The organism is Bradyrhizobium sp. USDA 3256 (genome assembly GCF_054058275.1).
In genome coordinates this window covers 204283-226998 of record NZ_JBSSAE010000001.1, presented here as the reverse complement: position 1 = coordinate 226998, position 22716 = coordinate 204283, and the positions used below count along the sequence as shown (strand labels likewise).

At 62.7% G+C, this 22716-nt stretch carries 21 protein-coding genes and 3 pseudogenes; 11 read left to right on the top strand and 13 right to left on the bottom strand.

The genetic code is table 11. The annotated features are described in order from the left end of the window. Positions 1–768 precede the first annotated feature (768 nt). A pseudogene (locus tag ACVWY5_RS01170) lies at positions 769–3169 on the top strand (phosphoketolase family protein). A gap of 46 nt (positions 3170–3215) precedes the next feature. Continuing rightward, the gene (locus ACVWY5_RS01165; RefSeq protein WP_028337295.1) at positions 3216–4394 is read left to right on the top strand and encodes an acetate/propionate family kinase; all 1179 of its coding nucleotides are present in this window, start codon (positions 3216–3218) and stop codon (positions 4392–4394) included. A gap of 59 nt (positions 4395–4453) precedes the next feature. Here ACVWY5_RS01165 and ACVWY5_RS01160 read toward each other — a convergent pair whose 3' ends face one another. The 4 genes from ACVWY5_RS01160 to ACVWY5_RS01145 form a co-directional block, all read right to left on the bottom strand. Continuing rightward, entirely contained in the window at positions 4454–4927 is a 474-nt protein-coding gene (locus tag ACVWY5_RS01160) for a CBS domain-containing protein (RefSeq protein ID WP_028337294.1), read from the bottom strand. Positions 4928–5031: 104 nt separating this feature from the next. After that, on the bottom strand, positions 5032–6141 hold the full coding sequence (locus ACVWY5_RS01155; RefSeq protein WP_028337293.1) for an ABC-type transport auxiliary lipoprotein family protein: 1110 nt from the start codon (positions 6139–6141) through the stop codon (positions 5032–5034). A gap of 15 nt (positions 6142–6156) precedes the next feature. Next, on the bottom strand, positions 6157–6894 hold the full coding sequence (locus ACVWY5_RS01150; RefSeq protein ID WP_028337292.1) for an ATP-binding cassette domain-containing protein: 738 nt from the start codon (positions 6892–6894) through the stop codon (positions 6157–6159). Between the two features lie 2 nt (positions 6895–6896). Beyond that, positions 6897–8009 carry an MlaE family ABC transporter permease gene (locus tag ACVWY5_RS01145; RefSeq protein WP_028337291.1) on the bottom strand — a complete coding sequence of 371 codons (1113 nt, stop codon included), beginning with the start codon at positions 8007–8009 and terminating at the stop codon, positions 6897–6899. 177 nt (positions 8010–8186) lie between these two features. Here ACVWY5_RS01145 and ACVWY5_RS01140 point away from each other — a divergent pair, with 177 nt between their 5' ends. Further along, complete coding sequence (locus tag ACVWY5_RS01140) at positions 8187–8597, top strand: hypothetical protein (protein ID WP_028337290.1); 411 nt, start codon at positions 8187–8189, stop codon at positions 8595–8597. Positions 8598–8692: 95 nt separating this feature from the next. On the opposite strand, the pseudogene ACVWY5_RS01135 reads toward ACVWY5_RS01140, so the two are convergent. From ACVWY5_RS01135 to phbB, 4 genes and pseudogenes are all read right to left on the bottom strand, one after another. Beyond that, positions 8693–10350, bottom strand: a pseudogene (locus ACVWY5_RS01135) (PHA/PHB synthase family protein); the annotation flags it as partial. Between the two features lie 85 nt (positions 10351–10435). Then, entirely contained in the window at positions 10436–10816 is a 381-nt protein-coding gene (locus ACVWY5_RS01130; RefSeq protein WP_051376337.1) for a hypothetical protein, read from the bottom strand. Beyond that, positions 10813–11292 carry a CBS domain-containing protein gene (locus ACVWY5_RS01125; protein WP_038377925.1) on the bottom strand — a complete coding sequence of 160 codons (480 nt, stop codon included), beginning with the start codon at positions 11290–11292 and terminating at the stop codon, positions 10813–10815. Before ACVWY5_RS01125 ends, ACVWY5_RS01130 begins: the two co-directional genes overlap by 4 nt. Positions 11293–11307: 15 nt before the next feature. After that, the gene (phbB, locus tag ACVWY5_RS01120) at positions 11308–12033 is read right to left on the bottom strand and encodes an acetoacetyl-CoA reductase (protein WP_028337283.1); all 726 of its coding nucleotides are present in this window, start codon (positions 12031–12033) and stop codon (positions 11308–11310) included. A 162-nt stretch (positions 12034–12195) separates the two neighbouring features. Here phbB and ACVWY5_RS01115 point away from each other — a divergent pair, with 162 nt between their 5' ends. From ACVWY5_RS01115 to ACVWY5_RS01095, 5 genes are all read left to right on the top strand, one after another. Continuing rightward, positions 12196–13032, top strand: coding sequence for a universal stress protein (locus tag ACVWY5_RS01115; protein WP_028337282.1), 837 nt, complete (start codon positions 12196–12198; stop codon positions 13030–13032). 89 nt (positions 13033–13121) lie between these two features. Next, complete coding sequence (locus tag ACVWY5_RS01110; protein WP_321177103.1) at positions 13122–13403, top strand: cytochrome c; 282 nt, start codon at positions 13122–13124, stop codon at positions 13401–13403. Positions 13404–13464: 61 nt separating this feature from the next. Next, positions 13465–14187 carry a CBS domain-containing protein gene (locus ACVWY5_RS01105; RefSeq protein WP_028337280.1) on the top strand — a complete coding sequence of 241 codons (723 nt, stop codon included), beginning with the start codon at positions 13465–13467 and terminating at the stop codon, positions 14185–14187. Between the two features lie 25 nt (positions 14188–14212). Continuing rightward, positions 14213–14404, top strand: a complete 192-nt coding sequence (locus ACVWY5_RS01100; RefSeq protein ID WP_321177601.1) for a hypothetical protein — start codon at positions 14213–14215, stop codon at positions 14402–14404. 242 nt (positions 14405–14646) lie between these two features. Beyond that, a complete protein-coding gene (locus ACVWY5_RS01095; protein WP_038377924.1) occupies positions 14647–15234 on the top strand; it encodes a helix-turn-helix domain-containing protein in 588 nt (195 codons plus the stop codon). Positions 15235–15361: 127 nt separating this feature from the next. Here ACVWY5_RS01095 and ACVWY5_RS01090 read toward each other — a convergent pair. Continuing rightward, positions 15362–16457: pseudogene (locus tag ACVWY5_RS01090) on the bottom strand (OpgC domain-containing protein). 243 nt (positions 16458–16700) lie between these two features. On the opposite strand from ACVWY5_RS01090, the gene ACVWY5_RS01085 reads away from it, so the two are divergent. Beyond that, complete coding sequence (locus ACVWY5_RS01085) at positions 16701–17438, top strand: CBS domain-containing protein (RefSeq protein WP_051376339.1); 738 nt, start codon at positions 16701–16703, stop codon at positions 17436–17438. Between the two features lie 406 nt (positions 17439–17844). On the opposite strand, the gene ACVWY5_RS01080 is transcribed toward ACVWY5_RS01085, so the two are convergent. After that, on the bottom strand, positions 17845–18009 hold the full coding sequence (locus ACVWY5_RS01080) for a hypothetical protein (RefSeq protein WP_321177099.1): 165 nt from the start codon (positions 18007–18009) through the stop codon (positions 17845–17847). Between the two features lie 243 nt (positions 18010–18252). Here ACVWY5_RS01080 and mgtA point away from each other — a divergent pair, with 243 nt between their 5' ends. Both mgtA and ACVWY5_RS01070 read left to right on the top strand, forming a co-directional pair. Next, the gene (gene mgtA / locus ACVWY5_RS01075) at positions 18253–20922 is read left to right on the top strand and encodes a magnesium-translocating P-type ATPase (protein ID WP_321177098.1); all 2670 of its coding nucleotides are present in this window, start codon (positions 18253–18255) and stop codon (positions 20920–20922) included. Further along, positions 20879–21181: a hypothetical protein gene (locus tag ACVWY5_RS01070; RefSeq protein WP_321177097.1), complete on the top strand. Its 303-nt coding sequence runs from the start codon at positions 20879–20881 to the stop codon at positions 21179–21181. The genes mgtA and ACVWY5_RS01070 overlap by 44 nt, the downstream gene beginning before the upstream one ends. A 23-nt stretch (positions 21182–21204) precedes the next feature. Here ACVWY5_RS01070 and ACVWY5_RS01065 read toward each other — a convergent pair whose 3' ends face one another. From ACVWY5_RS01065 to ACVWY5_RS01055, 3 genes are all read right to left on the bottom strand, one after another. Beyond that, a complete protein-coding gene (locus ACVWY5_RS01065) occupies positions 21205–21465 on the bottom strand; it encodes a hypothetical protein (protein WP_028337275.1) in 261 nt (86 codons plus the stop codon). A gap of 16 nt (positions 21466–21481) precedes the next feature. After that, positions 21482–21694, bottom strand: coding sequence for a YgaP family membrane protein (locus ACVWY5_RS01060; RefSeq protein ID WP_028337274.1), 213 nt, complete (start codon positions 21692–21694; stop codon positions 21482–21484). A gap of 147 nt (positions 21695–21841) precedes the next feature. Beyond that, positions 21842–22663: a universal stress protein gene (locus ACVWY5_RS01055; RefSeq protein WP_028337273.1), complete on the bottom strand. Its 822-nt coding sequence runs from the start codon at positions 22661–22663 to the stop codon at positions 21842–21844. Between the last annotated feature and the right edge of the window lie 53 nt (positions 22664–22716).

Sequence of the window (22716 nt, the reverse complement as noted above, 5' to 3'; positions counted from 1 at the left end):
TTCGAGAACCCGGTAATAGCCTGGCGTAGAAAATCGTACGATTGGTAGCGGGTGAGCGCTACAACGCGAAACCCACTATTTCCGAAGCCCTATTTTCCTATCGGAGGGTAGCCTAACTCGCGGCGTAGAACGTTGGTAGTTCGTCAAAGCTCGCCGTTCGTACGCAATCCCTCGCCGACGAGAAACTGTCCGCGAATAGGTTCAAATCGCAGAGACCGGAGAGCCGACCTCGTCAGTCATGCGCCCCTTCACTCTGCCACCTTGTGCGGAGAGCGTTCCAATCTGCCCGATGTGGAGGGAGTGGGCGCGACGCCGGCCTTGAGAGCCTCGCGAACTTCATCGTCTTCCAGCCGGTCCAGCAACCAGCAGTCTTGGCCGGACTCCGCGGAAGCGAGGCTTGCGGCGTCCTTCGGACGCGGGTCCGCTTGTTCGACAAGGGGTAATTTCACTTGGTCAGCCACGGCAGCACCCGTCAGGTCAGAGCATGCCGCCCAACATCCACCTTCGTTCGTGCAGGAGCATTGAGCAGGGTCAATTCGCCAGCAACGGACCACCGGAACCAGTTGGAGGGTACTCCGTTGCCCTGCCTTGACACAGCTCTGCTATCGGCGATCACGAAACTCCGACGGGGCACGACGACGACAATTGAATCGCCATCGGCGGGCACGTTTGAGCTGGCTCAAGCCATTTCCGTCACATCGGTCGTCTAATCTGGAACCTAACTGTGGCGTTCGAGGTCACCCCCCGAACCTTTCTTCGGAGAGCGACATGCAATCAGAGACTGCTCCAAACCAGGCTGCACGCGTCGATAATCTGGAACTGCTCGACCGCTACTGGCGCGCCGCCAACTATCTCTCCGTCGGCCAGATCTATCTGCTCGCCAATCCGCTGCTCAAGGAGCCGCTCAAGCCGGACCAGATCAAGCCGCGGCTGCTGGGCCATTGGGGCACCACGCCAGGTCTCAACTTCATCTATGCCCATCTGAACCGCGTGATCCGCGCCTCGGACCTCAACATCATCTATGTCTGCGGCCCCGGCCATGGCGGCCCCGGCATGGTCGCCAACACTTATCGAAGGCACGTACACCGAGATCTATCCGGAGGTGACGCGCGATACGGATGGCCTGCGAAAGCTGTTCCGCCAGTTCTCGTTCCCCGGCGGCATTCCGAGCCATGCGGCGCCGGAAACGCCGGGCTCGATCCACGAAGGCGGAGAGCTGGGCTATGCGCTGGTCCATGCTTTTGGCGCGGCCTTCGACAATCCTGACCTGATCGTGGCCTGCGTGGTCGGCGACGGTGAGGCCGAAACCGGCCCCCTCGCCGCATCCTGGCACTCGAACAAGTTCCTCAATCCGGTGCACGACGGCGCAGTGCTGCCGATCCTGCACCTCAACGGTTACAAGATCGCCAACCCTACCGTGCTCGGCCGGATGAGCGACGAGGAGATCCGCAGCCTGTTCATCGGCTACGGTTACGGGCCGTTGTTTGTTGAAGGCGACGAACCGGCTGCGATGCATCGGCTGATGGCTGCCACGATCGATCGCGCCCTCGCCGGCATCCTCGCGATCCAGCGCGGCGCGCGCGAGGCGAGCTCGCGCTTCCAACGGCCGAGATGGCCGATGATCGTGCTGCGCAGCCCGAAGGGCTGGACGGGACCGAAGGAGGTCGACGGGCTGAAGGTCGAAGGATTCTGGCGCGCGCATCAGGTTCCGATCGCCGACCCGCGCAGCAATCCCGAACACCTGAAACTGCTCGAACGCTGGATGCGGAGCTACGAGCCCGAGATGCTGTTCGATGCGGACGGGCGGCTCGCGCCCGAATTGCAGGCCCTTGCACCCGCTGGCGATCGCCGGATGGGAGCCAACCCTCACGCCAATGGCGGCCTGTTGAAGCGTGAGCTCAAATTGCCGGATTTCCGCGCGCATGCAGTCGAGGTTCCCGCTCCCGGCGCCGTGGTCGCCGAAGCCACGCGCGAGCTCGGCAAGTTCCTGCGCGAGGCCGTGAAGCTCAATGCAGGCGCGCGCAACTTCCGCATCATGGGACCGGACGAAACCGCATCCAACCGGCTCGACGCGGTATTCGAAGCCACCGAGCGGGTCTGGATGGAAGGCATCGAGCCCTACGACGTCCACCTCGCTCACGACGGCCGCGTGATGGAGGTCTTGAGCGAACATCTCTGCCAGGGCTGGCTCGAAGGCTATCTGCTCACCGGCCGCCACGGCTTCTTCTCCTGCTATGAGGCCTTCATCCACATCGTTGACTCGATGTTCAACCAGCACGCCAAATGGCTGAAGGTCTCGCGTGCGCTATCCTGGCGGCGGCCGATCGCCTCGCTGAACTATCTTCTCACCTCGCATGTCTGGCGCCAGGATCACAACGGATTCAGTCACCAGGACCCCGGCTTCGTCGATCTCGTCACCAACAAGAAAGCCGATATCGTCCGCGTCTACTTCCCGCCCGATGCCAACTCTCTGCTCTGGGTCGCCGATCATTGCCTGCGCACCTATGACCGCATCAACGTGATCGTCGCAGGCAAGCAGCCGTCACCGCAATGGCTGCCGATGCGCGAGGCGATCACGCATTGCGAAGCCGGCATCGGTATCTGGAATTGGGCGGGCACTGAGCTTCCCGACGCCGAGCCCGACGTGGTGATGGCCTGCGCCGGCGACGTTCCGACGCTGGAGACGCTGGCCGCCGTCGACCTGCTGCGCCAGGCGCTGCCGGATCTCAAGATCCGCGTCGTCAATGTGGTCGACCTGATGACGCTGCAGCCGAGGGAGCAGCATCCGCACGGCCTGTCCGACCGGGACTTCGACAGCCTGTTCACCCGCGACAAGCCGGTGATCTTCGCCTATCACGGCTATCCCTATCTGATCCACCGCCTGACCTATAATCGCGCCAACCACGCCGGCATGCACGTGCGGGGCTTCGCCGAAGAAGGCACCACGACGACACCATTCGACATGGTGGTGTTGAACCAGCTCGACCGCTTCCACCTCGCGATCGAAGCCATCGAACGGGTGCCGACGCTCGGGATCGCCGCGGCCCACGTCAAGCAGCGGTTTCGCGACAGGCTGATCGAACATACGCGCTATGTGCGCGAGCATGGCGAGGACATGCCGGAAATTCGCGACTGGGTCTGGTCCGGAAGCGCACGTGGCGCCGCGTAGCGAAAATGAAGCGCTGCCTCCGCGGCGCGCATGAACGGGACTGCCAATGTCCGACAATGTCCTGGTTCTCAACGCCGGCTCCTCCAGCGTCAAGTTCGGCCTGTTCGACATCGCGCCGGCCGAGCCGGAGCTCAGGTGCAAAGGCCTGCTCGACGAACAGCAGAATGCGCCGCGCATCCTGGTGACGGATGCAAGCGGCAAGCCACTGTTCGAGAAGCGCCGTCCCGCCGGCGAAGCCGACCGCAACGGCTTGTTCGCCGATATCTTCCCCTGGATCGAGGAATACCTCGGAGCCGGGCGGCTTGCCGCCATCGGCCATCGTATCGTGCATGGCGGGCGCGCGTTCTCCGGTCCCATCGTGCTCGACGAGCGCGCCGTTGCGGCCCTCGACGCCTTGACGCCGCTGGCGCCGCTGCATCAGCCGCGCTGTCTCGCGCCGGTTCGGGCGGTGCAGTCGCTGCAGCCCGGACTGACGCAGATCGCCTGCTTCGACACGGCCTTTCATCATGGCCTGACGCCGCCTGCGAGCCGCTTCGCCATCCCCCGGCGCTTCGAAGAGCGCGGCGTCCGCCGCTACGGATTTCACGGGCTTTCCTTTGAATTTATCGCGGGCCGGCTTGCCACGCTCGCCCCGCCCCAGACGCGGACCGTGATCGCGCATCTCGGCAACGGCGCCAGTCTCTGCGCACTGCATCACGGCAAGAGCGTCGACACCACGATGGGACTTACACCGCTCGACGGTCTTGTGATGGGGACACGCTGTGGAACAATCGACCCGGGTGTTCTGCTCTATCTGTTGCAGGAAGAAAAGATGTCGGTCGATCAGTTGCAAAACCTGCTCTATGAAGCCTCGGGCCTGCTCGGTGTCTCCGGGACATCGGCTGACATGCGTGCCCTGCTCGCAAGCCGCGAGCCCAGCGCACGCGAAGCCATCGACCTGTTCGTCTTCCGCGTCGCCGCCGAAGTCGCCGTGATGACGAACACGCTCGCCGGCCTCGACGGCCTGGCGTTCACTGGCGGCATCGGCGAACATGCCGCCGAGATCAGGCAGCAGATCTGCGATCGCCTCGCCTGGCTCGGCGTCCATCTCGACACAGCGGCGAACGCCAGGGGAGAACAACGCATCGCAGCCGAGGGAAGCTCGGTGGACGTGTGGATCATTCCCACCAACGAGGAGGTCACCATCGCGCGGCATTGCCGCGATTTGCTGGTTGCATTGAATTAGGGCGCGATGAGTTCAAGTTGGACATTGCGCCAACGCGGCCCTCGGGTCCGGATCAGGCTTCAGCTCCGTCGCACGATCTTCTCAGATCCGTCCAGGCTTCGCTCGAGCGCCACCAGCAACTCCAGGCGGCCAGCGATGCCGACGACCTGCGCGTCACGAAGCACGAGCACCTGCGAAATCTGGCGACGGTCCATTTCGCCGACGATCTCGTCGACGGTCGCGCACTCATCAACCGAAACCGGATTCCGGCTCATGACGGCGCCCACCTGGAGAGCTCGCGTCCGCTCGCGAACAAGCTTGCCCTCGTCTCTGCCGAGCAGCGCTTCGAGCCAGAACCCTTCGGGACAATGCACGCCGAGCTCTCTGCGGTGAAGCAAGTCGCCTTCCGAGATCACACCGACCAAAGACCCGGCGTTGTCCAGCACCGGCAAGGCTCGTTGACCGGTTTCCAGCAGTAGCTGGACAGCTTCGAGCAATGACGTGTTCGGATTGATCGTCGCAAACGAGGTACGCATCACGTCCATCGCAAACATGGCCGCCTCCGTTTGATCTTTGGGCTACGTCTTCAGCTTTGCACGAACCGCTCTCCCCGCACTTGACAGCCGTCAATCGTGAACCCGCCCGGATCAGGACTTGCTCATACTGGAGACGATGCCCAGGTCATCAGCTTGCGTGCCAGTGCGCCGAAAGCCTGATCGAAAGCTCCCGCCGCGTTCGACGGCGCCAGAGTCGAAATCGTCGCGGTCTCCTCGAACAATCGCGCTGCCTGGAGGTGACCATCGCCGCCCACGATTTTCGCCGACAACGCGATGATCGCTCGTGGCTGAGGGCCAAGGGTGATCTCGAAACGACGCAGATCGATCAAGAGACGCGGTGCGCCCTCCGCACCGCTATCGGCGCGCAGCGGCGCGTGCGCGATGTCGTAATTCTCGAAACTCTGCAGCAGCCGCGCATGGACCAGCGCCGGAAGGCTATCGCTCCACTGCGCGCCGTCGAAGCCTTCGGTCTCCTCGTCCGGCGTAAACAGAAATCGCTGGGTCTGCAGGCGCGTGATTGCGGTCGGCTCCGCCATGACCAGCGGCGTTGTCAGCGGCTCATGGTGTTGCGGGCCGAAGTTGTCCACGGCATGAAGATCGTACACCACCTTGCGCGGCGCGGGCGTTCCGCCCCCGGTCATGCGCTCCAGCCCGGCGACGATGCCGTCGAGTTTTGGCGTGTTGCGGGCCAATCCTTCCGCGAACGTATTGAGATTGCCGATCGTATCGTGCAGCGGCGCGGCATTGTCGGAGAGCACGGCATCCATACGGCGCAAGGCATCCCGCGCGGCCTGGGTCATGCTCCGTCCGGCGCCTTTTTCAGCGACCAGCGGCTCCCGTGCCGGCGGCGCCGCAGGATCATCACCTCCTTCCAGCGCGATCACCGGAACACCGGTCAGTCCCTGGAAATCGAGACCGACGCGCGTGTCGCTATGCACCGGCGTGCGCTCGGCGACTGCAATCCTGGCATGGACCTCGCGCGGCCGATCGGGAACCAGCTCCAGCGCGGTGACTTCGCCGACGCGGATTCCGTTGAAGAGGACGCCTGCACCAACGAGGAGCCCGGGTACCGGATCGGTGAAGACAAGCTGATAGGTCTCCCGCTTGCCGATGCCGCCGACATTGTTCAGCCGGTAGACGAAGCCGAACACGGCGACGATGGCTGACAGCACGAATGCACCGACGACAATATAGGGCGCACGAATTTCCATGTTGTTTTCTCTCGTCTAGCTGCCCAAGCCCAACATTTGCGCGCGGGCACCATGAAAGTAGGCCTTGACCCAGGGATGATCGGACTCGAGCACGGACGGCAGCGGGCCGATCGCCGCGATCCGTCCGTCGGCAAGCGCGGCAACGCGATCGCAGACGGCCTGCAGGCTGTTCAAGTCGTGCGTCACCATGAATACGGTGAAGCGCAGCGTCCGGTGCAACGTGCGGATCAGGGCGTCGAACTCGCCCGCGGCGATCGGATCAAGGCCGGATGTCGGCTCGTCCAGGAAAAGCAGCGCCGGATCGAGCGCCAGTGCGCGCGCAAGCGCAACACGCTTGGTCATACCGCCCGAGAGCTCGGACGAGAACTTGTCGCCGTCCTCGCGGGTGAGACCGACCATCTCAAGCTTTGCGTCGGCAATTTCGTCGAGCAGCCGCGGTGAAAGTCGCGCCCGTTCGCGCAGCGGAAACTGAACGTTCTGACGAGCGGTCAAGGCCGAGAACAGCGCCCCTTGCTGGAACAGGATGCCCCAACGGCGCTCACCAAGACCGCCGCCCGCGAACTCGATCTGTCCGCTGCGCTTGCGCAGCAAGCCGACCAGTGTCCGCATCAGGACGGACTTGCCGCCGCCGGAAGCGCCCACAAGGCCGATGATCTCCCCATCCTTCACGTCGAGGTCAAGGTGATCGAGGATGATCTTCTTGCCGAAGCCGACCACGAGGTCGCGAATCCGTATCGCCGGAACGTCGGCCATGGCTACATCCCGATCGAAGCGAAGAAGATTGCGAACAGGCCGTCGAGAACGATCACCAGGAAGATCGATTTCACGACCGACGTCGTCGTCTGCTGCCCCAGCGATTCCGCGCTGCCCTTGACGCTCAATCCCTCCACCGCTGCGACCAGCCCGATCACCAGCGCCATGAACGGCGCCTTGATGATGCCGACCTCGAAATGCGTGACGGAAACCGCCTCGTGAAGCCGCGCGATGAAGATCGCAGGGCTCATGCCGCCATAAAGCCAGGCGATCAGTCCCCCGCCATAGAGGGCCGACAGCGAGCCGAGAAAGGCAAGCACCGGCAGCGCCACCACGAGCGCCAGGATTCTCGGGAGGATCAGGACCGCGACAGGATCGAGCCCCATGGTGCTGAGCGCGTCGATCTCCTCGCGCATCTTCATCGCGCCGATCTCCGCCGTATAGGCGCTGCCCGATCGTCCGGCGACCATGATGGCCACGATCAGCATGCCGATCTCGCGCAGCACCAGGATGCCGACCATGTCGACAACGTAGGATTCCGCGCCGAAGCGACGGAAATGGAAAATGCCCTGCTGGGCGATGATGGCCCCGATCAGGAAGGTGATCAGGGCCATGATCGGAACTGCCTGCCATCCCACGCGGCCCAACTGGTAGACGGTCGAGGTCAGCCGGAACGACCGCGGATGCCTGAGGGCACCGAGCAGCGCGGCGCTGAAAGCGCCGAGCATATGCAGAAAGGCGGCGGCATCGGACACCAGCCGCCTGCCGCTGCGGTCGAGCTGATCGAGTTTCTCCAGCACGGGATTGACGGTTACGCGGTCGACCGGCCCGGCCCGGTTCAGTCCTCGCACCTCTTCGAGCAGATCACCATGCGGCCCGTCGGCGCCGGTGAGGACTGCCCTGGTCGCGCCTTTGCGGAGCAGCTTTTCGAGCAGCCAGGCGCCGACCGTGTCGAGTGCGGTGACACGGCGCAGATCGATCGAACCGATATCGGAGCGCGCGGCATGCTCACACAGCCGCTCCAGCACTTCAACATTGGCAACGTTCCAGGCTCCGCATGCGACAAGCGTCCGCGGATCGTTCGTATCTGCCGTCAATACCGGTGCGCTGAGCAAGAGACCAACTCCAAAATCTGCAGAGCAAGCATAGGAGGCCCGACGACGGCCGTGTTTGACCCAACGCAATCGATGACAGGGATGTTCTTGACGCAAATCAATGGCTTGGTGGAACCGCATCCTATGTTTTGACCTGTCCGGCCCGACAGCATCGGGCGCCCCCTTGGGAGACCTTCAATGAACCGCGCCGCCTTCAAGCCCCTGCAGAACACTGCGTTGCCGCACTCATTCAGGCAGATCCGACTGGAACGCGCGCGTGAGCACGATCACCCCGAGGGAGCATCCGCAATCGGCTATGTGATCGTCGCTCCGTTGGACACGACGTCGCGGATCAGTGTCGAGACCTGGAAAACCCATCGCGAAGCCTGCCGCGTCGTCCGTCAGCGGCCGAACGAACCCGATCAGCTCGGTCACCTCGTGCATGGTCCAGGCGACAGCTGGCGCTTCCATTACGACGTAGCCGGTGCGGCGGCCGACGAAGCCGGATATCATTTCGGCAATGAATGCTTCCGGCTCGGCGAATATGTCTCCGTCCGCGAGGCGGACGGCATGCATCCCTATCGCGTCGCCGCCGTCATGCCGCTGTGATCTCTCTCGGCCGGACCAGACCGTCAGCCTTCACGGCGCCGGCCGGGAAAGATCGAGCACGACGTCGACAAGACCGTGGTCGGCCGGATCCGGCTTTGCAGCCACTCGTCCGGGCTGACATAGGATTGATCCGCCTTCTTTTCGAGAAGCTGATAGCTGCGCCCCTCCTCCGACGGCGGAGCAACGATGCCGGCGTTGTGCCCGCCGCTCGCCAGCACGAATGCGATATCGGCCTCCGCAAGGAGATGGATCTTGTGAACTGACCGCCAGGGCGCGACGTGGTCACGCACCGTCCCGACCACGAACATGGGAGCGCGGAGGTCGGAAAGCGCCACCGGATGTCCGTCAGCCAGATAGCGGCCCTCGGCATGTCGTTGTTGAGGAACAGTTTGCGCAGGTAGTCCGAATGCATCCGGTAAGGCATGCGGGTGGCGTCGGCATTCCACGACATCAGATCACTGGGCGCGGCACGCTCGCCCATCAGGTAGTCCCGCACCAGGCGCGACCAGATCATGTCGTTGGATCGAAGCAGCTGGAATGCACCGGCCATCTGCCCTGCTTCGAGCACGCCGCGCTGCTGCATCAATGTCTTCCAGGAACGCGACCTGGCTCTCATTGATGAAGAGCGTCAGCTCGCCCGCTTCCGTGAAATCGACCTGGGCGGCCAGAAGCGTGACCGATCGCAGGCAACCGGGCCGTTCCTTCTGCAGCCGAGCAGCCGCGATCGCAAGCAATGTCCCGCCGAGGCAATAGCCCGCGGCATGGATCGGGCTTCCAGGAACCAGCTGGTTGATCACGTCGACGGCGGCATCGACCCCGAGCTTGCGATAGTCATCGAGGCCGAGATCCCGATCGGCCGGCCCGGGGTTGCGCCATGAGATCATGAACACCGTGAAGCCGCTCGACCAGGAAACGAACCAGCGAATTCTCCGGCGAGAGATCGAGGATGTAGTATTTCATGATCCACGCCGGTACGATAAGCACTGGCTCCGGGCAGACGTCTGCAGCCGCAGGCGCATACTGGATGAGCTCGATCAACTCATTGCGGTAGACAACCTTGCCCTTGGTCGCGGCAACGTCCTTGCCGACCACGAAATTGTCGGCTCCGGGCGGTTTGTCGCTCAACAGGACCCGGTAATCCTCGAGCCAGTTGTGCCAGCCCGACACGAAATTGCCGCCGCCCGAGTCGAACGCATGCCGCAGCACTTCCGGGTTGCTGAACGCGAAGTTGGGCGGCGCCAGCACATCGAGGCACTGGCGGATGGTGAAGTCGACAATTGCCGCGTTTTCCCTGGAGACGCCACGCACGTAGCTCGTCGCCGAATGCCACCACTGCTCGCCGAGCAGGAATGCCTGCGCCATGACATTGTAGGCTGGCGACGTCCAATCCTGGCCGGTAAACCTGTTATCGCCCGGCTGAGGTTTGATCATGAACCAGGGCTGCCAGGCGGCATGCGGCCGTCGACGCCATGCGCGCAAAGCGCAAGCCGTCACCGAGAGCGGTCAAGGCAAGCTCCAACCGCTTCCCGGGTGATGCCGCCAGATGGAGCTGCCAATCGGCGAACGCCAGCGCGAGACTGGCCGGTGAAAGTCCTCCGGTCCATCGCGCCATTGCCGCATGGGCCAGGACGTCGAGCGGCGCGGCCCCCGTCGATGCTTCGCTCCCGGGTGGCGTGGGCGCCAACGCTCCGGCGGCCAACGAATCATCGTTGGCGGGTGACTTTGACTGATCGAGAGCGGCACGGAGTGTCATCGCTGCTTCCTTGCTCGAGTGGCATCAGTTCGGGCCGGACCTGCTCTTGCCGTCCCGCGGTTGTCCTGACACCCAATATCTCTGCCTAATCGAAGCGAAACCGCTTCCGGCCCAGCGCCACAATCTCCGGATCGGTCGGATGATCGCTTGTTTCGACGCGCAAATTGAGATCGGGCCTTTCTTCCCTGAGGTACCGCATCAGCTCGGTCTTTTCGGTGCCTGGCCCGATGACGAGCAGATCGCTACAGCTGCGCACGGCCTGTCCCACCCTGGCGAGGAACGTCGCATCGGTCTCGACGCGGCCATCGCCGATCGTGTTCGCCTTGTGATGCAGATGTTCCGACGGCAAATGGGCATGAACGGCGCTCGCGCTGACGCCCGTCAAGCCAATGCCGAAGATCTTTGCAACAAGGTGGTCAATCCACACGACGGCGTGGGCATGCGATTGAATGGTCGTCTCGCTCATGAAGCAACTCCGGTGTTGGGTTTTACTGCTTGTCTCAATCGGAGCGCCAATGCCGCCAGCAGTTCCCTGCGGCTGACAATACCGACGACGGTGCCGGCGCAGACCACCGGAACCTGAGCAATGTCGTAGACATCCATCTGGGCGACGACGTCCTCGATCGAGGCATTGGCACCGACCGCGATGGGAGATGAGCTCATCAGCGATCCGACGCTCAGCGTGCGCATGCGCTCGCGCTCAGGCGTATTCTCCGCAATGCCGAGCAGCGACTCCAGCCAATTTCCGGACGGAGGGCTGATGCCAAGCTCGTCGCGATGAAGGAAGTCGCCCTCCGTAACCATGCCGACGAGATCGCCGGCATCATCGATGACGGGAAGACCGCGCTGATCGGTTTCGAGCAGCAGCTGGACGGCGTCGAGCACCGTGGCGGTCGGCTTGATCGTCGCAAATGAACTGCGCATGACATCGGTTGCGAGCATGGCGATTCCTCCCATTCAGCACATGTGTTGGCCGCCGTTGATCGAAAGCGTCGAGCCGGTAATGAACCCCGCTTCGTCGGCAGCAAGAAATGCGACGGCACGGGCAATCTCTTCCGGCTGCCCCAGCCGCCCGACCGGAATCTGCGGCAGGATCGCGTTCTGCATGACATCGGAGGGCACCGCGGCCAGCATCTCGGTGTTGATGTATCCCGGGCAGATCGCATTGACCGTGATTCCGAACCGCGCGCTTTCGAGCGCCAGCGCACGGGTGAAACCCAGCTCGGCGCCCTTGCCCGCAGCGTAGTTCGTCTGACCGATCTGGCCCTTCTGGCCATTGATGGACGAGATGTTGATGATCCGGCCGAACCTGCGCGCTCGCATGCCCTCGATAAGCGGTCTGCACATATTGAAGAGCGAATCGAGATCGGTCCGGATCACCGCATCCCATTGCGCCTTGGTCATCCGGTGCAGCGTGGCATCCCGCACGATGCCGGCATTGTTGACCAGGATGTCGACCGGACCAAGCGCTTGTTCTACCTCGCGGACACCGGCGACGCCGGCCTCGAAGTTCGCAACATCCCACTGGAAGACCGGGATTCCGCTCTGTTCGTGGAACCGGTGCGCGGCATCCAGATTCCCCGCATAGCTCGCCGCAACCCGATATCCCGATGCAGTGAGGGCGCGCGATATGGCTGCACCGATTCCCCTGCTTCCGCCCGTTACCAATGCGACGCGTGCCATGCCGGCCTCCTTCAAGCTCGGCAGGATCATTGCGCGAAGTATGCGTCCGGTGGATTGATCTCGCTCAAACGGGATCAACTCGGCGCATGAGGCAGATCAATTTACCCGGCGCCGACACATGCTTCGATGGCTTGTCCCTTCGCCCCGTCAGGAGAACGGCCCATGTTCAGGAACATTCTGGTCCACATTCCCACAGAGCTGTCACCGCGTCCCGCTGTGGACGGCTCCGTCTCCCTCGCGCTCGGCACGAACGCCCATCTCGAAGCGATCGCGATTGGCTATGAGACCGCCAGCATCCCGCTCGTCGCCGAAGGCGGCCTGGCGGTCGCCTCGCTCTACGAGGCCGAACATGATCAGGCTGTCGAACGCGCCGAGGCGGCATTGCGCATCTTCGACATAGAAGCGCGCAATGCAGGGATTTCCTATGCGACGCGCGTCGCGGGCGCGCTGCCGATCGATGCCCGCGAGATCATCTGCGCGAGCGCACGACTGCACGACCTGACTGTGGCGACCCAGCCGCAGAGCAACCACGGCAGTTACGACAACATCATTCCACAGGAGCTTCTGTTTCACGCCGGTGGTCCCGTCCTGTTCATGCCCTACACTTTCCACGGCTCATTCTCGGCCAAGCGGATCGGCATCTGCTGGGATGGCAGCCGGCTCGCCGCGCGCGCCTTGCATGACGCGATGCCGCTGCTGCGCGAAGCCGACGCCCTCGTGATCGTCACCATCGACGGCCCTGAGCCGATCCCCGCGGAGTGCTCCACCGACCATTTGTTGCGCTACCTTGCGAGGGAGGGGCTTCCTGCCAAGGTCACGTCGCTGCCGGCGTCGCGGTCGGAAATCCAGTCGATTCTCCTGTCCATCGCGGCTGACGAGAGTCTCGACCTTCTGGTGATGGGCGGCTACGGCCACTCCCGGCTGCAGGAAATCCTGCTCGGCGGCGTGACCCGCGACATGCTTCGCGCCATGACCGTTCCGGTCCTGATGTCACATTAGGCGCGAGTCCAGCTGTGAGACGTCCTGTCATGACATTCCTGTATCTCGTCGGTCGCGGCCTCATCGTCGTCGGCACGATCTGCGCCGCGATGGCGCCTGTTGCCGCAGATGAGGGCCACGGCCGCCGCCTTGCGCAACTCTACTGCGCCCGGTGCCACGCGATCGACCGGGTAAGCCCCAGCCCGTTGAGGATCGCACCGCCGTTCCGAACGCTGCACGAACGCTATCCGGTGGAGATGCTGCAGGAAGCACTAGCCGAGGGCATCGTGACCGGACATCCGACCATGCCCGAATTCAGCTTCGAGCCGGACGAGGTGAACGACTTCATTTTGTTCCTGAAATCGCTGGAGCGTAGCAAGAACGACCGTTGAGCCAGGTCAATGTGCCCTATCGCTAAGGCTCTAGGATTGGTTTTCAATACGGAGGCCCGACATGCGCGCACATCAAATCATGACAAAGCACGTCATTGCCGTCAGTCCACACACCAAGATCCTGGATGCGGCCAACATCATGTTGCGGTGTCATCTCAGCGGCCTGCCGGTGCTGGATGAAGACGGCACGTTGCGGGGCATGGTCTCGGAGGGAGATTTCCTGCAGCGCGCCGAGATTGGCACAGGACGCAAGCGTTCGGCCTGGCTGGAGCTGTTCACGGGCGTCGGTCGTGCCGCAACCGATTTCGTGCACGAACGCGGCCGCAAGGTCGAGGATGTCATGACCACCAATCCGATCACCGTCGAAGAGCAGACGCCGCTCGACGAAATCGTGCATCTCATGCACAAGCACGGCGTGAAGCGGGTTCCGGTCGTAAACGGCAAGACCATGGTCGGGATCGTCACCCGGGCCGACATCTTGCAGGCCGTCACGTCGATGACACGAGAAGTTCCCGACCCGACCGCCGATGACACCCATATCCGCGAACGAATTCTGCGCGAAATCAACGCGACGGGCTGGCGACCGGCCGGCTTCCAGGTCTGGGTCCGCAACGGCATCGTGCATCTGCATGGTCTGATCTTCGATGATCGCGCCCGCCAGGCCTCCATCGTGCTCGCCGAAAACACCGCGGGCGTCAAAGAGGTTCACGATCACCTCTGCTTCGTCGACGGTTACTCCGGCTACTACGTGGAATCGCCGGAAGATATCAAGGCAGCCAGCTAGTTATGCCGAGAACAATGACATGGCGATGGATACACTGCTTGTCGTGGCAGCAGTCTGCCTGATCTTTTCGTCCTTTGCGCTCGTTCTCGCCCTGACCGATCGCAGCACGACACGTTGGCTACGTCACGAATCGGATCAGGATCACGCCAGCACGCGCGCCGCCTATCCCGACAAGGACGACACTATCCATCTATCCAGCCGCACGCCGAAGCAGTGACGTCCCGACGCGCGCGGCGATCGTTCATCCCGCGTCAAAGCCTACGTACAAATACGCAGGTGGCTTCTACTTAGGGAAAACATCCGAATTTCCCAACCTATCAGATGCGATCAGTCTGCCTCCATCGATTTTCCCATCCTTGGAGCGTCGCCATGCAGATCCAGAACGCCAATTCTCTCGAGATCAACCATCGTTCGAACGGCGTCCTGAGCCGGCAGGCTCGCGTCGAAGGGCCCTTCGGCATGATCGGCACGCCGATGCGGTTCGCCCGCAACAGCGAGATCTACGGAGAAGACGAGGCCGCCGAATATCTCTATCAGGTCGTATCCGGCGCGGTCCGCACCTACAAGATTCTGGAAGACGGACGCCGCCAGATCGGCGCGTTCTACCTGCCCGGCGACATCTTCGGCCTCGAGGCCGGCGAGACCCATATCTCCTCGGCCGAGGCTGTCTGCGAGGCGCGAGTGGTCATGATCAAGCGGTCAGCCCTAATGGCCCGCGCGTGTCATGAAAGGGATATCGCGGAGCAACTGTGGGGGGCGACCGCCCGCGAATTGCGCCGCTCCCAGCAACATCTCATGCTCCTGATCTGCAGTGCCGAAGAACGCGTTGTCGGCTTCCTGCATGACATGGCACGCCGCAGTGTCAAGAATGCCGCGATCGAGCTTCCGATGTCGCGACAGGATATCGCCGACTATCTGGGTCTGACGATCGAAACGGTATCGCGCACCTTTACCCAACTGGAGCAGAACGGCGTGATCTCCCTGCCGACCTCGCGCCGCGTCGAGCTGTGCAACCGCGCGCTGACGAACAGGCTCTTGGCAGCCTGAGTGACGACGGACGCGCGACACGGTACCAGGGCTATCCCTCATCCGGTGCCACGGCTGACGTGGCACGCGACGCCCGCCGACCGCCGGCTCGCGCACCGATTTGAGTAGTCCTGAGCCGGAGCCACCGCTACAGCAAGCCCGGATGTTGCCGGCTGTGTTTGCCGATCCAGGTCAGGCAGGTAGCGAACATGATGAGCATCGCCACTCCGGCGGCGCTCACCACGAACTGGGCTACGACACCACCGGATAGCTCGACAAGACACAGATCTGCCACCAGCGCGAGCACCACGCCTGCACAGAAGGTTTCCAGCGAACGCTCGCCACAACGAATGGCGCCCCTCAGGGCTCTGGTGGAAAATCCGCGCCAATCTGCCGGAACAAATCTCGCGACGAGGATGGCGATAGCCAGGAAATGCAGGAGCCGCAGCGGATCGAGATCCGGCTTGTCGATGGGATAGATCATCCGCGCAATGCTGCTCGGGATCATGGCAGCCAGCGGCTCGATCTCCCAGCTCAGTGCAACCGCGAGACCGAATCCAACATAGGCCATCGCGAACGCCACGACGGGCCACGAGGCGATCTGCCGCCGATACGTCCGGTAGCCATGGGTTGCCCACCATGCACCGAGAACGACGAGAAATTGCCGGGCAAACGGATTGAAGTACCACTCATTGACCGGCCACTCCGGCAAATTCCAGCCATACAGCTGGACCAGCGCGTAGATGGAAGCGGAGACCAGCAGGGACGTCGTGGGAGATTTCAGTACCGCCCAGAGGACGGGCGCAAACGACAAGTGAAAAAGCACGAAGGTCGGCAGCACATCGGTGTTTGCGGGGCGATATTGCAAGATCGCGGCATGGATCAGCGCCGCCCCTGGCGCCTGGAGCAGGACTTTGACATTGGCCCGATCCGCCAATTGGTTGCTTCCCGAGCCATGCACGACCACGACAATGGCTACGATCAAGACCAGGAATGCCGCATAGATTTCCCAGCCCCGCAGCAGCGTGTGAGCGAAGACTGCGCCCCTCACGACGGCGAACCGCCTCGTAGGTCATTCCACAGGTCATGCCGGAGACGAACATGAAGACTTCAGTCGCGTCGCTGAAGCCATAGTGACGCAGGGTCAACCAGCTGAAGACGTTGTTTGGAATGTGGTCGAGGAAGACGCACCAGAGAGCGATGCCTCGACACAGATCGAGACGAAGATCGCGGTCCAAGGCCATACCGGCACCCAGCCCCAAAGCCGGCGGTAATAGTTCCCGGTAAGGCTTCCCATTGCCCTTGCGGCCGATCAGCCTATCAACAATCATGAGCGGGTACCCGCTGTCACTGCTGCTCCGGTGCTTTTTCGACCGAACGAGCGGCCAACTCGTTGATGAGGATCAACGCGCCTCCTTGTTCTCGAGCGCTACCCTGGTTTCAACAGCTCAACCCGGAGGATGCTCGCCGTGCGCGTGCGGGAGATCATGTCGCGGAACGTCATCACGATTGATGCCGATGCATCGGTGATCGATGCCATCAACACGATGCTGTCCCATCGCATCAGCGGCCTTCCCGTCACCGATCGGGACGGAGCGCTGGTCGGCATCCTGTCGGAAGGCGATTTCATCCGGCGCGTGGAAGTCGGCACGCAAAAGCATCGCGGCCGCTGGCTGGCCCTGCTTGCCGGCACCAATCAGGTCGCGCTCGATTTCGCTCGCCAACATGGCCGCAAGGTCCGTCAAATCATGACACCAAGCCCGATCACCGTTGACGAAGACACGCCGCTCGAGCAGGTCGTTGAACTGATGGAATCGCACGGTGTTACCCGTTTCCCCGTGATGCGGGACGATGAGCTGATCGGGATGGTCACGCGGACGGATTTTATGACGGCCGTCGCGAAGCTTCGCCCTGATCGGTTGCCCTGTTCCGTCAACGACGACCAGATCCGTGAATCCGTCATCTCCGCGCTGGCACATGCTGCCTGGCGGCCTTGCGCGCTGAACGTCGGCGTACACGAAGGGATCGTTACCCTGCGCGGCGGTGTCCGGAGCGACAACGCGCACAAGGCGGCTGTCGTTGCTGCGGAGAACGTTGCAGGCGTCAAGCGGATCGACGATCAACTCTCGAAAATCACCTATCCGCCGGCGGAAGACGAGTATGGTGGTGGCGATTTTGTCTCATTGCAGGAAGAGCCTTCGACGGAAGACGATAGCCCTCTATAGACATTGCCGCGGATTTGGGGCGTTCGCGCAACGACGTCTGCACGAGGTCGACATCCACAGTGCGATCTCACGGCCCCGGATAGATTGCTTCGCGGTGAATTTCCCTGCCCGACTGGTCGATGACCACGACATGACGATCGACGTCGCCGATTGGGTGCAGTTTTCGAATTCTGCCGGCCATTTGCTTGCTGTACCCGATCGCATCGGCACCGGGACGCCATCCTTCGTATCGAAGTAATAGGTCTTCATCACGGGCTGAATCGGCAGCTTATGGTCAGCAGCGTCCCTCCGCCAGCGGAGCTGCCTGCTCGGGTCGGCAGGCAGCTTCGCGCGGCAGTTTCGCGCAGTAGGGGATCTGCGCAATTGTCATTAGAGCGGATATCGAAGACGCCCGACTTGATCTGGCTCAATCGGGCTTGCGATCCTGCATCGCGGCTTGCGGCGTAACCGGCTTCGCCTCTTCATCCGCCAACAGCCTGAGCAAGATCTCGCGCTCCGCAGCCGTGAGACGCGGATCTGCGAGCCTCTTTCTGAACAATGCCAGGTTCTCGTCGTGAACAAACCGTTCCATGGGACGGCTCCTCGCTCACATCGCATGTCAGAACGCCCATATTATCAGGCTCGTGCCGGCCAACAAGCCGCGGACGCCCCCCGAGCTGCCCGAAGCGGAATTTATAAGACCAACCAAGTTCTTGGCCAACCCGGATAGCCCGAACATGAGCCGCCTCGCGAATGGTTTGAGCCACATCAAGTACACGCCAATGCGGCGTGGCTACGTTTGGCCGCAGGTCCCTTCCAACATCGCGAGACGCTCATGCCGCCCAAGCCGCCCGCGCGTGGAGTAGCCGTTGAAGCATTCTGGCGGCAACCGACCAATTCGCTGATGGAGGCTCTCAACACGCAATGGCGCGGCCTGCCGCAACAGGAGGCCGAAAGGCGGCTGGCGCAGGTCGGGCCAAATCTGGCCGAGCCTTCGCAGACCCGCTCGATACTGCAAAAGGTCGTGCATCGTCTGGTCAATCCGCTCATTGCCATCCTGATCGTGGCGGCAACCGTCTCGGGGATCAGTGGCGACCTGGGAAGCTTTGCGATCATCGTGCTTGTGGTCGGCCTGTCGCTGACGCTGGACATCGTGCAGGAGCATCGCGCCGAAGTCGCAGCCGACGCCCTGCGACGTTCCGTCGCAATCCAGGCCGACGTCATTCGCGACGGCGCGATCGTGGCCCTGCCGGTGAGCGCGGTTGTGCCGGGAGATGTCGTGGAGCTGCGGACCGGAGACCTCGTGCCTGCCGACGGGGTGGCGCTCGCAGCCCGCGATCTCCAATTGAACGAAGCTCTCATGACGGGTGAACCGTTTCCTGCCGCCAAGACGACCGAGCCCTGCGCCACCAACCTGCCAGCGGAAGCAAGCAACGCCCTGTTCGCCGGCACCAGCGTCGTCGGAGGCAGTGGCGTCATGCTGGTCGTCGAGACCGGGCGCCGTACGCGCTTCGGCATGATCACGGCAGCGCTCCTGGCGAACGATCCGCCGAGCGCGCTCGAACAAGGCTTGCAGAAGCTCGGGATGCTCATTCTGAGGCTGACGCTTTTTCTCACGCTTTTCGTGCTGCTTGCCCACCTCGTCGCGCATCGACCGGCCATGGAATCCTTCCTGTTTGCGGTTGCGCTGGCGGTCGGCCTGACGCCGGAGCTCCTGCCGATGGTGATGACGGTGACGCTGGCGCGCGGAGCGCAGCGGATGGCCAAGAGACAAGTGATCGTCAAGAGGCTGTCCGCGATCCACGATCTTGGCGCGATGGACACGTTGTGCGTCGACAAGACCGGTACGCTGACGGAAGCCAAAATCACCCTCGCGGCACATCTCGATCCCGCCGGATGCAGCAGCGAGCGGGTGCTCGAATTGGCCCGATTGAACAGCGCTTTCCAGACCGGAATCCACAGCCCGCTCGATGAGGCGCTGCTCGCCGTGGAAGCGCCGGAAAAATGCAGCGCCTGGACGCGGCTCTCCGAGATTCCCTTTGATTTCGAACGCCGCTGTCTCTCCATTCTCGTGGCACGCGGCAATGACCGGTTTCTCATCGTCAAGGGCGCGCCGGAAGCGATCATGGATCGCGCCGTCGCCGTCGAGGTTGACGGCATGGCACGACCGCTGGACGACGATCGCCGCGCCGAGCTCGTGCGCCTGCAGGATGACCATGCCAGGCAGGGCTTTCGGCTGCTGGCCGTCGCCGTCCGGACCATGGCCCCGGATCAGACCGATGTTACGACCGGGGACGAACGTCTCCTGACGCTGGTCGGCTTCTGCGCCTTCGCCGACCCGCCCAAACCGGACGCGGCCAGGGCGGTCGAGGAGCTGAAAGCGCGCGGCGTCGGCATCAAGGTGCTTTCCGGAGACCACGCCGCAGTGGTCGCACATGTCGCGAATGCCGTCGGACTGCCCTCGAGGCGCGTCCTGACCGGCGGCCAGATCGCTGATTTGAGCGATCGGGCGCTCGCCGCGCAGATCGAAGGCGTCGACCTGTTCGCCAGAATCGATCCCGAACAGAAGAGACGGATCATTCGGGCCTCGCGCCAGCGTGGTCACATCGTCGGTTTCATGGGCGATGGCGTCAACGACGCGCCGGCGATCCACGCGGCGCATGTCGGGATTTCAGTTGCGGGCGCGACTGAGGTAGCCCGTGCCGCGGCAGACATGATCCTGCTGGCCCCGAACCTCTCGGCACTGGGCGCGGGCGTGATCGAGGGACGGCGAACCTTCGCGAACATCCTGAAATATGTCCGAATGGGAACCAGTTCGAATTTCGGCAACATGCTGTCGATGGCGCTGGCATCCATTGCCCTGCCGCTGCTGCCGCTGCAGATCCTTCTCAACAACCTGCTCTACGATCTCTCCGAGATCGGCATTCCCTTCGACGAGATCGACGAAGAGGACGCCGAAAGACCGCAATGGTGGAATATGGCGGACATCCTGCGATTCACCGTGGTCATGGGCACCATTTCATCGTTGTTCGATGTCGCGACTTTCACCATTTTACTGAAAGTGTTCCGCACCGACACCTCTTCATTTCAAACCGGCTGGTTTCTGGAATCCATCGCGACGCAGATTCTCGTCATCTTCCTGATCCGCTCACAACGGCGGCCGTGGCGGGCCAGTCGGCCAAATCGTGTTCTGGTCGCGGGCTCGCTGGGCGCGCTTGCTGCCGCGATATTCCTTGCGCTGGGGCCGGCCCATGCTTCTTGGCACGATCGTTCTGATCACGCTCGGCTACCTCGTCGCCGCCGAAGCCGGAAAGCACCTTGCGCTACCTGCCAGCAGCCAGCACAAGCCACAAGGCGCCGCGTATCGACCGCAACAAGCTGCCGGCGATACCGCCCTGAAGGGTTGAGGACAAGCCTCGCGCGCCGCCGGCGTGACGAATTGGCGGCACGCGACGCCACTGTTGATCCGTATCAAGGCCGTTCCTTCCTCGGAATGCGATCCTGAATTTTGTTTGATGCTTGGCTTGGCGCAAATGGATCAGTCACGACAATGGGACGAGCACAAGCCCGACGAGCAGCGTCGCGGCACTGCGCCCCGCGCAGCGATACCCACATTCGAACACTGGGTGCGGCGTCGGCGCCGGCCTCGTCGAAGCGGTCCGACCGTCTCGTGGTACGGCCGGCTGCTGATCGCTGGGGCCTTGCTGGTCGCAGCCGGCTGGGAAGTGTTCCGGCTGCTTCTGACCCTCATCACCCTGGACTGAGAGTGCGCTGAACGAGTCTTGGCTCAGCGGAATGCGACAGCGTCGCCCGGCACCAGGTCCGGTGAGTAGCATGCGTCCGCAATCAATTTTCGGAAATACACCGCATCCGCTCTCGGGACGCTCACGCAATGATGCGTCCTGGCAAACTGCGCGGCCTTGGCAGCAGCGATCTCGTTGATTCCGAACAAGCGCTCATAGTCGTGCTCGGAGATTTTCAGGGTAGCGCCCGTGTTGAGACGCTTGAGCCGCGATCGCAGCTCGGCGAGAGTAACACCTGCGTTCATCAGGATGACCGAATGCCTAGACGGAGCTGGACTTCTGCCGGGTGTTGGCTCCCAGCAACGTGTAGAGTGGACAGAACGAAAAGAAGGCCGTGACGATCAGGACGACGCCGATGGTCCCGACAACCAGCCAGCCTGCGCCGAGCGAACCATCCTTCACGGTGTAGGCGAGCAGGGCCAGACCGATGATGATCCGGGCATACTGATCAATCCGTCCGACGTTGCGCATCATGGCATGCTCCTCTTTTGATGCACCCGCATCTTGAACGCGCCTCGGCCGGCGGCCTTGATCGCCATCAATTCGCGGAGTGATAAACCGGCATTGTTTCAATGGTCGGTAGCCGCCATCGCTTTTTGCGGCTCCGCGGGATCGACTGGTCTAGTGCGACATCAGCAGGCAGATCGGAGCCTGCTGCAGGAGGCCGCGCGTCATACCGCCGAACATCCATTCCCCGAGGCGGCTATGCCCGTAGCCCCCGGTGACGATCAGGTCTGCACCTTCGCTCCGGGCCAGCCTGACTAGGTATTCCGCGTCCGGCTCCGCTGTATGGACGCGGACCTCGAACTGGCAGTTGACGTTATGCCGCTCGAGGTAGCCGGCGACATCGCGCAGGCGGCGGGTCGCGGCGTCCTGCTCCTCCGATGCACAGACTTCGGCGATCGTCACCTTCGAGGCCCGGATCAGGAAGGGCAGCGCGTCACGAACTGCCAGACGCGCCTCCCTTGTGTCCTTCCAGCCGACGACGATGCGGTCGGCGGACAAGCTGGTCACACCTTCCGGCACCGACAACGTGGGACGTCCCATCCGAAGGATCGCCTCGGCCGAGTCGAGGTAGTGAAAATTGTCGCGTTGAGATTTCCTGCGCTTGAAGACGATGATATCCGCCGCTCTTGCCTGCTCCGCCAGGAAAATCGTCGGGGATTCCAGCGCCCAGCGCCATTCCGCCACATGGCGCTCCCGTCCCGTTATCCTCCTGAACCAATCGCCCTTCGCCGCAAGATTCGCGCGAATTCGCCCGATGTCCTCCTCGGTGGTCTGCTCGATGATCACTCCCTCGGCAACAACGGGAGGATCAATCGCAGACGCGGAGACACCGATCATCCCTGCGTGAAACCTGTCCGCGATGCTTTCGGCGACGCGAATCTGTCCCTCGTCCTGCTGTTGAGGGTCGACATAGACCATGACGTTGACCAAATTCATATGCGTGCTCCGATGAGGCGGAATGAAAGGTCATCTTTACGCGTGGTCGCGAC